We start from the raw sequence: 11,055 nt of genomic DNA, 5'->3' as shown, positions 1-11,055 counted from the left end.
ACGTCGGCACGACGTATAAGCGCGCCCTCCAAGATTAAAATCTCGGGAGGGACCGCACCGTCCCAGCGTGTTCCGGTGACCTTACAGCATTCCCGGACGCACTGCTTTACGATCAGCGCATCATTCGAACCTGGAGACTAAGGATGCGCAAACCGAGAGACTTCGATGCCGAACTGAAGAGCCTCGAAGACAAGGCCAAGACCCTGAAGGACCGCAAGGTCAGGCAGCTTGGCGAGCTGGTGATCGCCACCGGCGCCGACGCCCTCGACATCGATACCCTGACCGGCGGACTGCTGGATCTGGCCGATGCCGGAAACGCCGCGCGCAAGGAGGTCTGGCGCAAGCGAGGCGCGGGGTTCTTTCGCGGCGGGAAGGCTGACGTTCCGCCAAGCGCTAGCGGCGACCAATGACGCCGAGCGCCGGGCCAAGGCTGCGCGCCATCGCCTGGAGGCGAAACGGGCTAGGCTCGATACGCGGACGTGGGTGGTGAAGCGGCGCGAGCGCACCCGCCACCTGATCGAGCTGGGCGGCCTGGTGCAAAAGGCCGGCCTCGTCGAGCTGACCCGCGATGACCGCGCCGCGCTCTACGGAGCCTTCACGTTCTTGGCGACCATGCTGAAGGCCGACGACGGCGAGCACACCCTGGCGCTCTGGCGGCGCGGCGGAAAACGGGCTTTTGAAAGCGATAGTGACGGCATGTATGGGCCATCGCTTGGAGACACAACGCTCTGACCTTTTTCGTGCTAGGCCCCGCCACGGCTTGCGATCACCGACAGAACGATGCGACTTTTTCTGTTAAGCGTTCATAAGAGGCTTTGATGGCGGACAAACTAGATGAGCTGGCCAAGCTGACGGCGGGTGTCGTGGCGGCCTATGTGAGCGCCAATTATGTCGCCGTCGATGAGCTTCCTGGGCTAATCGCTACCGTCTATGGCGCCTTGAGCCTCGCTGGCTCGCCTGATGCGGCGCCAGACGCCGTGCTGGCGGTTGAGCGACCCACGGCCGCGCAAATCCGCAAGAGCATTACGCCCGAAGCGCTGATCAGCTTCATTGATGGACGTCCTTATAGGACCTTAAAGCGTCACATCGGCACGCACGGTCTGAGCGTCGAGGAATATCGGACGCGTTACGGCCTGCCGACCGACTACCCCATGTCCGCGCCGGCCTACAGCGCAGCGCGCAGCGCGATGGCAAAGGCCAGCGGCCTGGGGCAGGGCGGCCGCAAGGCCAAGAGCGGTGCGAAGAAGCGCTAGAGTTGGCGGAACTCTGGGCCTGCTTCCGTGAAACTTGGGGGGCTAGACCCGAGCTGGAGCTGCCGTCTCGCTCGGAGGTAAGACGCCCTGGATCGCTTGGTGGAACAAGGGCCGGACGGGCTGGCGCGCGTCAAGGGGACGCCCTCTGGGCGTCTCGCGGAGCGACGGCGAAGCCGCCCTTGACCCGCACCAGCCCGCCCGGCAGACGCTCTCCAAGCGCTCCAGGGCGAGCACCGACCGTTCCGGTCCTGGCTCCCGCAGGGTGGGGTGGGCAAGGCGGTTGCCGGAGGGGGCGCGGCTAGCGCCTGCAAACGGGCGTCCCGCAGTTCGGACAGCGCGCGGTGCGCAGCTCCTCCATCGTCGCCTTGAAGAGGTCGTAGCCGTCACCCTGCTGATGGACCATGACCCGCAACGCCACCTCCAGCTTGGCGACGACGCCATGAATGTCGGTGGCGCGGATAGCGGCGAGAGCCTCCAGCCATGTCTCGCGCTGCTCGAATAGCGGTTCGAGCTGCTTGTCGATGGCGTCCATCTCCTCGGAGGGCAACAGCTCTCCGCGCTCCTCGGGCGTCATGCGCTCCCAACGCTTCTGCCGCACGAGAATGGTCTCCAGATCCGACCAGCGATTACCCAGCCGGTCGATCTCCGCGTCGAGCGCCAGCCATTCATCGCAGCGGGCGATGGCTTGGTCCTGCATGGCTGCTCCGGCGCCGGTGTTGTCAGCGACGGGCGCGGCGCCCGCGGCGCCGATCACGACGCGGCGGGAGACGGCGAATGGCCCCTTGTCGTCAGACATCGGGATGCTCCGCATTGGCTGGATTGTTGGGATGAGGACGGGCGCGCTCGATCAGAGCGATCGTCCGGGAAATCTCGCAAAGCGCATCGGCCAGGCGCGCCTGGACTTCGGCGGCGGAGATACCCAGGTGGCGAGCGATCAGAGCGTAGTCGAGCGCCTGAATGTGATTGAGCAGGAAGACATCCCGCGTCTCCTGGCGAAGGCGCAGCACCGCGTAGGACATCACCTGCTGGGTATTCTGTGGATCGAAGATCCGGCCGCGCCAGAGATAGGGATGTCGCCAGCGCCACCACTGACTCACCACGAGCGGCCAAGGCATGCGGAGGCGCATTGTCACGCGACGTTCTCCTGACCAGACGGGGCGAGCCCCGCGGTCTCAGCCACGGCGGCGATGAGCTCCCGAACGGTCGTGCAGGCCTGACGCCAGCATACAGATGCAACCTCGTCCGGCGTCATCCGCGAGATGCCATGGACTTGGTAATAGGGGCCAAGGAGCGCGGCCAGCTCGGCGGCCCCGGCAGAAGCGCCATTGAAGCCGGCGCGGCGCGCGAACCTCAGCGTCTTGGCCAGATCGTGCCGAAGATAGACGCGGTTCCAGTCGTCGCTGATCCCTCGGTCGAGCAGGTAAGCCTTCAGCGCCAGTTCGATGGCGATGGCCAGGAAGTAGGGCGTCGCCTCTGGGTGTCGCGGCAGCGCTGCCTCGGCGCCTTCGAGGAAGCCGGTGGCGTTACGGCGGAACGTCGCCGCCAGCCGGCGGTCGGCGCCATCGCGTCGCCGGGCGACGCGGCGGGTCACTTTCCACCCGAGAGCGCGGCGAGGTCGCGGGCCGCGCGGGTGATGAGGCCGTGGGCCTCGGGATGATCTTCAACGAAGATCAGCCGCGCCGCCACCGAGAGGTTGGCGATGACCGCTTCAAAGCTCTTCGCCGGTTTTGGCCGCATCGCCTTCAGGAGGGCGTGTCCCTCGACCTCCAGCACATCGAGACGCGCATCGATCTCGGCAAGTCTGGCGCCTTCGGGGATCGTGGCCTGTTGGTCCGGCGTGAGCTTGTACCAATCGTGCTTGGTCATCAGCCGGCCTTCGAGCCTGCCCCATTCGAGTTGGAGGCGGCGCTGCTCGGCGTCGATGGCGAGCCAGCGATGGCAGGTGTCGATACTAGGATCGATCCGAGCGTGCATCGCAGATGCATCGCCGATCAGAGGCGCGACCGAAAGGCTGGCTATCAGAGCCCGCCGTGAGGGCTCACATGGGCGCGCAGGTTCGCGCCCCGTCTTTCGACGCGGACTCATGACCTCTGACCTTTGATGTGTATTAGTCGCCTTGTACCGTGTTCACAGCATCAAGTCCAACTAAAAGTGCCATCTCACACTAAAGATGACAACTTGAAAATCTCCGCAGGCCAAATGAGGGCTGCTCGCGGCCTGCTCGATTGGAGTGGGCCGAAGCTTGCCGAGGCGTCCGGACTCAGCCTCCATACCATCCGACGTATGGAAACCCTGGGGCCTGAACGCAGTACGGCGGCTAACGTCCAGGCTGCAAGGCGGGCACTGGAAGATGCTGGCATCGTGTTTGAGGCCGAGGATGACTTCCTCGGCGCCGGTGTGCGTTTAAAAAAATAGCGCAGCCAATACGGGGAGCCAGGACGAAATTGGCGGTGCCGAGGCGCAGCCAGCATCGTGAAGGTCCGGTCTTACCTACGCTAGAGGTGCCTAGGGCCTGTCTTTGTTTCCCAGAGTACGATCCCGCCCCGCAAGGCCTTGCCGCCAGCGGAGAGCGATCCAATTCTGGCTCATCGAATGCCTTCAGATCCCAGTCTGTGGAGCTTAAACGATGGCCGATCTCGACCGTATCGTTCGCCTCAAAACCGTGCTGGCGCGCACGGGCCTTAGCCGATCGACCCTTTATCGGAAGATCGGCGAGGGCACTTTCCCTCGCCAAGTTCCAATCAGCGTCCACGGTGCTGGATGGCACGAGTCCGCGATCAATCGGTGGATCGCCGATCCCGCTAACTACCGCCCCGACGTCGGCTAGCCATGGCGCAAGGCTACGACCTTCCCGCTCTTCGGAGTGGAGCAGTAACCAGCCCACGCTTCCATCAGCTTACGGCGCTTCTCGAACAGGTCGCCACGCCTGTAGGCAGCCTCAGCCTTGTTGGCGATGGTATGGGCCAAGGCCATCTCGCAGACCTCGTGCGAGAAACCCGTCGTCTCTGAGGCCCAATCGCGGAACGTTGACCGAAAGCCGTGTACGGTGATGTCGCTTTTCATTCTCCGCAGCAGCATCGCCATGGCCATAGAGGACAACGGTGACGCCGAAGTTGCGCCTGGGAACACATGACCGACCGATCCGGCCTCAAGTCGCTCGGCGATGATCTTCATCGCGCGACTTGAGAGGGGGACGCGATGTTCGCGGCCGGCCTTCATGCGAGCGGCTGGCACCGTCCAGATCTCCTTTTGGAGATCGAACTCATCCCAAGTCGCGCCCAGCACCTCACCCGATCTCGCGCCGGTTAGGATCAAGAACTCCAAGGCGCGGGCTGCAACCGCGCTGCGCGTGCGGAGATTGGCCATAAACTCAGGCATGAGGTCGTAGGGTAATGCCGCATGATGGCCGCGCTTCAATCGCTGTCGCTTGGGCAGGAGCTGGTTTAAATGGCCCCGCCACCGCGCCGGATTCTCGCCAGTGCGCAATCCCTTGGCCTTAGCCGCATCCAAGACGTTCTCGATCCGCCCGCGCAAACGCTCGGCCGTTTCGGGCGTGCGGGTCCACAGCGGTTGCAGAACGTCCAGAATGTCCTGTGTGGCGATGTCGTTGACCGGGCGCTCGCGGATCGGCGCGGCGTATTTGGTGAGCGTCATCTTCCATTGCGCGGCGTGCTTGGCGTTACGCCATGAGGGCTGCATGGCTTCAACGTAGGCATCGGCGCAGGCGCCGAAGGTCTGGACCTTGTCGTCCCTGGCGCGCTCGACCTTGGGGTCGGCGCCTGCCGCCAGCATTGCGCGGAAAGTCGCCGCTTCCGCGCGAGCGTCCGCCAGGGAAAGATCGCGGCGGCCTCCAAGCCCTAGTTCAACGCGCTTACCGGCTCGCGTGTACATGAAGACCCACCGCCGACGCCCTCTCTCATCGATCGAGAGATAGAGGCCGCCGCCATCGGAATGGCGGCCTGGCTTGTTGAGCTTCGCTGCTTGGATTGCGGTCAGTTTGTGAAGTGAACGTCCCATGCCAAGCCTCCAGCTAGTGCGGCCCCACTTTTCAAATGCCGCTCGGTCCCACTTCCGGCAGCCCCGGCCTGTCCTTCCGGCGAAGTTCGCCGAATTTCATTTTCGGCCCCACTTCGGGTCCCACTTCCGGTCCCATTTTGTACTCAGGATCGAGTGGGTAGCTGATGGACAAGGTGACACGATCGCGAAAATTAATCCATTATAATCAACGCGATAGTGGGTCCTTGTGGGTCGCTATGATGCGGTATGGGAATACTGGTTTGGCGGACTCTCTCACCGCCACCTTTCTCTCTTCGGTCCGTATCTTGAGAGCCCCGTGGCCGAGGCCGCGAGGCCAGCCTTAGACAGTCAGCACCCGCCCGACGGCTTGTCTTCCGACAGGCAGTGACGGATCGCGGTCCCAATCAACGCCAGCGCGCCGTCGTGGACGCACCGTTCCGCATCCGGACCGATGCAGTGGCTCGCGAAGGCGGCGTCGTGGTTCGCGCTTCCGTCTCGCGAAAGCGCGATGAAGGCGTGCAGGCAGGGAGCCAGGGTCGAGACCAGCCCGAGATCGGTGGTGATGGTCAGCGGCGGAAGGTCGTCCCGACTTGGTCGTCCCAGGCGATCGAAGACGTCTCGGCACGCCGTGGCCAGCGCCGGATCGGGGTAGAATTCGACATAGGGGCGCTCGGGCGGCAGCACCTCGCATTTGAGCTCGGCGGCCTGGGCGGCGCCCGTTACGCTGAGCGTGATCCGGTCGGCCAAGGTCAGCAGGTCGCGCAGGGTCGGCGCTCGCACGGCGACCTCCAGATTTCCCGCGCGGGGCCGGCAATTCACCGCGCCGCTGTCGGTCGCGCGATGGACAGAGATTCCTTCGCTGGGCGCCAACCTGCGGGCCAGCAGGGTGAGGCCCAGCTCGGCCATCATCAGCGCATCCGAGATTTCAGCCAGACGCGCACCCCAGCCTCCGAACGCATGTCCGCCATCGCCGTGGAACCGATAGCGCCACAGACCGCCCGCGCCCATGCGTGGTCCGGCGGCGTCGAACGGGGCCGGATGGACCATGAGAACCGCTGTGGCGGCGTCGAAGAAGCCCGCGTCGAAGAGCCGGATCTTGCCGCCGTTATCGAGACATTCCTCGCCGGGCGCGCCCAGAACCTGAATGCGGCGGCCCAGGAGATCGGCTTCCGGGGCGAGGGCCAGGGCCGCGCCCAAACTGGCGGCGGCGATGAGGTTGTGGCCGCATGCGTGACCAATCCCCGGCAGGGCGTCGTATTCCGCGCAGAGGATGAGGTCGCGGGTTCCCGATCCGGCGCTCGCGCGAAACGCGGTGGGCATGCCCGCGACGCCAGTCTCGACGGCGAAGCCGGCGCCGGACAGCGTCTCGCAGAGCAGGCGCGCCGCCTCGTACTCGACGAAGGCCAGTTCGGGGGCGTGGAATAGCCTGTCCGATAGATCGACCAGCTTGGGCAGCCATTGTGCGAGCCGCGCCTCGGCCCGGGCCGCGATGTCGCGCTCGGCGATCATGCCGGCATCGGGCCTAGGACAAACTCGCCGATGGAGGTCTCCTCATAATAGTCGCTGCCGATCGCGCGGGAGAACAGGTCGGCGTTGCCGCCGCCCAGGGCGCAGCCCGCAAGCCCCATCGCCGTGGCGTTCAGGTAGAGGGTCTGGATGAGCGCGCCGGCGTTCTTCAGCATCACGGCGTAGGCCATGGCGCGATACTTCCAGCTTACCCGTCGGAAGCGCGCGGCGATGATCAGCAGCAGCGGCGGATGTCCCGCTAGCCCCGCCGTGGTCTTGGCGTCTGTAAGCAGCTCCGAGACCTCCGTCGTCAGGCTTGAGAGGCGCGTCAGCCCATGCGCTTCGGCCTCATAGCGATAGAGGCCGGGCTCCAGAGCCTGGTCGGTCGGAACGGCGAGATAGAGGGTCAACTCCGATCGCGCCCCGCCGCCGGGATAGGGATAGAACGCCACCTCGATCCCATCCTTGCGCCGCACCTCCTTGAGCGCCGCCGACCGGAACAGAAACTCGCCGACCTGGTCCATTTCAAGCGGCCGGGAGGCGAAGGTCCGTATCGATTGGCGCGATTGCAGCACATGGGCGAACGGCGGGTCGGCCTGGCGCAGCGCGGCGGGATCGGGCCGCTTCAGGGGCAAGATATTCTCGGTCGCCAGCGGTCGTATGGCGGGGAGTTCCGGCTCCACGCCGCGGAAGGGGAAGGCGCCGCCGAAGACGCCCTGATGGCGGCCCAGGCGCGAGAGCGTATGGAACTGCAGATCGTGCGGCTCCCAATGACGCAAGGCGACGCTGGTCTCTTCCGGCAGGGCGCCGTCGTGCGCCTGGCGTTCCGCCGCGCCGCACCAGACGATCATCTGGAGCAGGGCGGCCGTGACATCGAGGGGCAGCCGCGCGCGCTCGGCCAGGGCGGCTGGGGTCAGGCCGTCGACCAGCGCGGCCGCCGCGGCGACGCACCGCGTATCCGTCAGCACCAGCCTCGCCGCGCCCAAGGGCGAGGTGAGCTGCCAGCCGGTCTCTGGCCCGCAATGGTAGGGTTGCAGCGCGGCGAAGCGGCTCAGCCGATAGGTTCCGTCCGCGTGGATCAGCGGCGGTTGCGGCGAAAAGCCGTGGTTGGGGTGCAGGGTGGCCAAGCCTTCGCCGTCGACCGTCAAGGTGCGCGACAGAGCGCCCATGCGATCGAATTGGGTGAGGACATAGTCGATCCGGGCGCCCTCCAGTCCGTCTCCCGCCGATGGCGCGACGGCCAGATCGGAGCGGGAGCGCGGACCATGACGCAGCGAATCCACCAGCGCGCTGATTTCCGGCCGAAGGTCGGTGATCCTGAAGGACCGGCGGAAACTGGTGACTTCGATGGCATCGTCGGTGTGGCGCAGCGTCGCCGTCTGCGCCAGCGCTAACCCGAGATCGGCGGGCGAGGGGCCATGTTGGAGGGCTGTCATGACCTGATCCTGGAAAAGGCGCGACGTCTAGAAGAAGACCGGGATCGGATTGAGCTGGCTTTCCGACAGTTGGGTCGGAGCCCAACCGAGCGCATGGGGAACGTCGTACAGCCGCCCCGGCGCGAAGCGGGCGAAGAAGTGCCTGAGGCCGGGAACGACGACGCGCACGACCGGCAGTTGGACGTCGGCCCGGGTCTGATCCAGGACGAGCACTTCCAATCCCAGTCTTTCGAGGCGACCGATGCAGTCCCGCAGTTCTTCCGTCAGGTCGCCCGCCGGGGCGCTGGCGTAGTCCCGGGCCTGGCGGGCCGGAAGGTCGGGATTGGGCGCCAGGTGGCGCTGGTCATCCATATGGGCCGTCTGGAACCAACGCACGGCTTCGGGATCGAACCCGATGTAGCGGTCGCCGTCGGTCGTGAACCGATCGAACGCCGCTAGGAACTGATTGGCCTCGGTCAGGGCGCGAAGGATGGCGATGCGCGCTTCAAGATGGGCCCCGCAGCCCCAGATGATCTCCTGGTGCGCCGAGTCCTCTCGGCAGGATACGGCGACGAAGGTCGGGATGCCGGTGTCGTTGGTGACGTCGATAACCCAGATCTTGCGGCCCATGGCGCGATAGTGAGCCTGGATCCGGTCGAAATACGGCTCCTCGAAGCCCGATAGATCGACCGCGGGGCGCTGGCAGCGCGTGTACCACCAGCAGGCGACGCTATCGCGCTCGGCCAGTTCGAAAAGTCCCTGCAGGATCGCTTCCTCGCGCGTGTTTCCCGCCGCGCAGCCGTTTGAATCCGCATGCGAGAAGGCCGCCCATATCTTCTGGTCGCGTGGCAGGCTGTGGTGGCTGTATCCGTAATAGCAGCAAGCCGTCGGCAGGTGGCGAAAGCGCTGTTGCGTCAGCGACCACAGCGGCGTCCACTCCACCGGCCGTTCGGGGTCGAAGGGTTCCGGCACATATTGGTAGCGGTCATGCTCCCGGTTCCAATCGATGCGATTGCGGAACTGATTGTCGCTGAACAGCAGGTAGTCGTTGGGATGGATGGCCGACTCGCCGATGTCGACCATGCGGCCCAGACGGCGCGGTTCATCGCCCTGGAAGAGGCCGGAATAGCGTTCGAGCGACTCGCCGATCGCGCTGGCCTTGGCCTGGGTGTCTGTCTTGCCCTTGCCGCCCGACCCCATGCGGAGCGTGGCGCGGAGGAAGGACACGTCTTCGATCATCATCGCGAAGTTGTGGCCGGCGCCGTAGATGCATTTGACGTCGTCGCCCTCTTGGCGAAGCGATGTGAGCTCCCGGATCACGCCGGTGATCGGGCTGACGTGGTGTTGAAAACGCCGGACGGTCTCTTCCGGCGATATCGAGCGATGTCCGGCCTCGGCCGTAAAGGTGCGAGCGCAGGGCTCGAGCGCGATGACCGTCCCGTCCTTGATGCTGGAATCCCCGCAATCAGGGCACTGCGGGCGGCGCACTAGGACGTGTTCCGCCGTCGTCATGGCGTTGTGATCGAAGCTGACCACCTTGTTCTTCATGCGCGGCGCGCCGGCTAGGCTGCGCGCGATCTCCTCGGCGAGCAGCGCCAGCGCCGTGGCCCGGGTGGCCGGCGTCGAGGCGAAGGCCGCACTCGGCGGTCCGTCCAGATTCAGCTTGTTCTCCAGGAACGTCTCGACCATCCGATGTCCGCGGAGCCGCTGCGCGAGACAGCTCCAGCAGGCGTTCTGGCCGTCGAAATAGGGGCCGAGCCAGCTCTGGATGCCGACCGGGCGGGCCAGCAGCCACGGCTTGCCTCCGGCTATGGTCGCCGCGTTGAAGCGGGAGAGCGCTGGGTTGAGATAGTTGTCGGTCAGGACGACGGTCAGATCGGCGTCGTCGGTCGCCTCGCTGGAGGCCAGGCTGACGCCATATCCGGCCAGAAGGCCTTTCAAGATGGACGCATCCGTCTCGTTGGCGCCGTTCAGCGCGTGAATCTGAACGCGGCGCCCGGCCAGTGATTTCCGAGCCTCGGCCGGATCGAAGCCGCTGAGGCGCCAGTACGCCGCCTCCGCCTTGGGCATCACCGCCTGGGGCGCGTCGACCAAGTACCCCTTGGCCTGCAACTGCATCAGCACATAGTAAACTTGCGAAGGGTCGAGGACGCCTTCCAGGTCCAGCGCCAATTGTTCGGCGGTTCGGGTTCCGTCCAATCGGTTTGCGACGGCCTCGAAGGCGTGACCGGTCAGGATGGCGAAGTCGTCCTCCGTATAGAGAAAGACGCCCTGGCCATCGCACTGTTGAACTTTGAACTCCTCGCGAAAGCGAGGTCTCGCCACAGTTTGATCGATCATCGTCAACTCGTTCGCCGCAAGGAATAGGGGCAGAGCGTCGGCCCGGTCGGCGCAAACGGACGGCCGGGCCGAGCCGAGGAATTCAGGCGGTGCAGCAGATGCTGGAGCTTGAGCAGTCGCCGGCGGCGGTGGCGCTGCCGGTCACGCCGCCGCCAGGAGCCGGCGGAAGAGGGATGGTCATGAGGTGCTTGCCGCCGTTCTCGGCCAGCGTCCAGTTCGAGGCGTCGGCCGCATCGGTCTTCACGAAACGCAGCTGAACGTTGTCAGGCAGCACGACGCCCAAGGAAGCGAAGGCCTTGTTGGGATTGCTGAGCAGCAGGGAATCGAACTGCGGATCACTCCAAGCCTGGGCGATCGCCTTCGGCACCGCCGCTTTGAACTCGGCGATATAGTCGGACATAGGTATCTCCTAGGTTGAGTTGGGTGGAGCGCGTCTATTCGCGCTATCAACAACTAGCTTAGGTGGTTATATCTTGCAATACTGCTTATGGTGGTGCAACTTGCTCCAAGTTGACCGCATGCGA

At 65.2% G+C, this 11,055-nt stretch carries 14 protein-coding genes; 5 read left to right on the top strand and 9 right to left on the bottom strand.

Annotation, left to right across the window (positions count from 1 at the left end; all coding sequences use genetic code 11):
- Positions 1-143: 143 nt before the first annotated feature.
- From AX690_RS15655 to AX690_RS15645, 3 genes are all read left to right on the top strand, one after another.
- Entirely contained in the window at positions 144-410 is a 267-nt protein-coding gene (locus AX690_RS15655; RefSeq protein ID WP_066684828.1) for a conjugal transfer protein TraD, read from the top strand.
- A gap of 76 nt (positions 411-486) precedes the next feature.
- Complete coding sequence (locus AX690_RS23740) at positions 487-732, top strand: conjugal transfer protein TraD (RefSeq protein ID WP_066684917.1); 246 nt, start codon at positions 487-489, stop codon at positions 730-732.
- Positions 733-818: 86 nt separating this feature from the next.
- Positions 819-1,253 carry a MucR family transcriptional regulator gene (locus AX690_RS15645; protein WP_066684825.1) on the top strand — a complete coding sequence of 145 codons (435 nt, stop codon included), beginning with the start codon at positions 819-821 and terminating at the stop codon, positions 1,251-1,253.
- A gap of 298 nt (positions 1,254-1,551) precedes the next feature.
- On the opposite strand, the gene AX690_RS15640 is transcribed toward AX690_RS15645, so the two are convergent.
- From AX690_RS15640 to AX690_RS15625, 4 genes are read right to left on the bottom strand one after another with little or no spacing between them, the layout of a single operon-like run.
- Positions 1,552-2,049 carry a hypothetical protein gene (locus AX690_RS15640; RefSeq protein WP_066685852.1) on the bottom strand — a complete coding sequence of 166 codons (498 nt, stop codon included), beginning with the start codon at positions 2,047-2,049 and terminating at the stop codon, positions 1,552-1,554.
- On the bottom strand, positions 2,042-2,380 hold the full coding sequence (locus AX690_RS15635; protein ID WP_066685853.1) for a sigma factor-like helix-turn-helix DNA-binding protein: 339 nt from the start codon (positions 2,378-2,380) through the stop codon (positions 2,042-2,044). Before AX690_RS15635 ends, AX690_RS15640 begins: the two co-directional genes overlap by 8 nt.
- A gap of 2 nt (positions 2,381-2,382) precedes the next feature.
- Positions 2,383-2,844: a hypothetical protein gene (locus AX690_RS15630; RefSeq protein ID WP_066685855.1), complete on the bottom strand. Its 462-nt coding sequence runs from the start codon at positions 2,842-2,844 to the stop codon at positions 2,383-2,385.
- Complete coding sequence (locus AX690_RS15625) at positions 2,841-3,227, bottom strand: hypothetical protein (RefSeq protein ID WP_066685856.1); 387 nt, start codon at positions 3,225-3,227, stop codon at positions 2,841-2,843. Before AX690_RS15625 ends, AX690_RS15630 begins: the two co-directional genes overlap by 4 nt.
- A 204-nt stretch (positions 3,228-3,431) precedes the next feature.
- Here AX690_RS15625 and AX690_RS22405 point away from each other — a divergent pair, with 204 nt between their 5' ends.
- Positions 3,432-3,668, top strand: a complete 237-nt coding sequence (locus AX690_RS22405; protein ID WP_231732219.1) for a transcriptional regulator — start codon at positions 3,432-3,434, stop codon at positions 3,666-3,668.
- 211 nt (positions 3,669-3,879) lie between these two features.
- A complete protein-coding gene (locus AX690_RS15620; protein WP_066685857.1) occupies positions 3,880-4,080 on the top strand; it encodes an AlpA family transcriptional regulator in 201 nt (66 codons plus the stop codon).
- Here AX690_RS15620 and AX690_RS15615 read toward each other — a convergent pair.
- The 5 genes from AX690_RS15615 to AX690_RS15595 all read right to left on the bottom strand — a co-directional run bounded on the left by AX690_RS15615 (position 4,077) and on the right by AX690_RS15595 (position 10,931).
- Positions 4,077-5,270: a site-specific integrase gene (locus tag AX690_RS15615; RefSeq protein WP_066685858.1), complete on the bottom strand. Its 1,194-nt coding sequence runs from the start codon at positions 5,268-5,270 to the stop codon at positions 4,077-4,079. The two genes, AX690_RS15620 and AX690_RS15615, sit on opposite strands and share 4 nt — an antisense overlap.
- Before the next feature lie 348 nt (positions 5,271-5,618).
- Positions 5,619-6,779: a M20/M25/M40 family metallo-hydrolase gene (locus tag AX690_RS15610; protein WP_066685859.1), complete on the bottom strand. Its 1,161-nt coding sequence runs from the start codon at positions 6,777-6,779 to the stop codon at positions 5,619-5,621.
- Positions 6,776-8,212, bottom strand: coding sequence for a SagB family peptide dehydrogenase (locus AX690_RS15605; RefSeq protein ID WP_066685860.1), 1,437 nt, complete (start codon positions 8,210-8,212; stop codon positions 6,776-6,778). Before AX690_RS15605 ends, AX690_RS15610 begins: the two co-directional genes overlap by 4 nt.
- Positions 8,213-8,239: 27 nt before the next feature.
- On the bottom strand, positions 8,240-10,531 hold the full coding sequence (locus tag AX690_RS15600; protein ID WP_066685862.1) for a TOMM precursor leader peptide-binding protein: 2,292 nt from the start codon (positions 10,529-10,531) through the stop codon (positions 8,240-8,242).
- A gap of 82 nt (positions 10,532-10,613) precedes the next feature.
- Positions 10,614-10,931, bottom strand: a complete 318-nt coding sequence (locus AX690_RS15595; RefSeq protein ID WP_066685863.1) for a hypothetical protein — start codon at positions 10,929-10,931, stop codon at positions 10,614-10,616.
- Between the last annotated feature and the right edge of the window lie 124 nt (positions 10,932-11,055).

The sequence above is a fragment of the Caulobacter sp. CCH9-E1 genome, from assembly GCF_001556515.1.
Taxonomy (GTDB): Bacteria; Pseudomonadota; Alphaproteobacteria; order Caulobacterales; family Caulobacteraceae; genus Caulobacter.
This window is presented reverse-complemented; position numbering and strand designations above follow the sequence as displayed.

Bases quoted from the DNA above. Each gene is read 5' to 3' on its own strand.
- AX690_RS15605 (WP_066685860.1), bottom strand. From the start codon at position 8,212: ATGACAGCCCTCCAACATGGCCCCTCGCCCGCCGATCTCGGGTTAGCG.
- AX690_RS15595 (WP_066685863.1), bottom strand. From the start codon at position 10,931: ATGTCCGACTATATCGCCGAGTTCAAAGCGGCGGTGCCGAAGGCGATC.
- AX690_RS15620 (WP_066685857.1), top strand. From the start codon at position 3,880: ATGGCCGATCTCGACCGTATCGTTCGCCTCAAAACCGTGCTGGCGCGC.
- AX690_RS15615 (WP_066685858.1), bottom strand. From the start codon at position 5,270: ATGGGACGTTCACTTCACAAACTGACCGCAATCCAAGCAGCGAAGCTC.
- AX690_RS15635 (WP_066685853.1), bottom strand. From the start codon at position 2,380: ATGCGCCTCCGCATGCCTTGGCCGCTCGTGGTGAGTCAGTGGTGGCGC.
- AX690_RS15640 (WP_066685852.1), bottom strand. From the start codon at position 2,049: ATGTCTGACGACAAGGGGCCATTCGCCGTCTCCCGCCGCGTCGTGATC.
- AX690_RS15600 (WP_066685862.1), bottom strand. From the start codon at position 10,531: ATGATCGATCAAACTGTGGCGAGACCTCGCTTTCGCGAGGAGTTCAAA.
- AX690_RS15610 (WP_066685859.1), bottom strand. From the start codon at position 6,779: ATGATCGCCGAGCGCGACATCGCGGCCCGGGCCGAGGCGCGGCTCGCA.
- AX690_RS15645 (WP_066684825.1), top strand. From the start codon at position 819: ATGGCGGACAAACTAGATGAGCTGGCCAAGCTGACGGCGGGTGTCGTG.
- AX690_RS15625 (WP_066685856.1), bottom strand. From the start codon at position 3,227: ATGCACGCTCGGATCGATCCTAGTATCGACACCTGCCATCGCTGGCTC.
- AX690_RS15655 (WP_066684828.1), top strand. From the start codon at position 144: ATGCGCAAACCGAGAGACTTCGATGCCGAACTGAAGAGCCTCGAAGAC.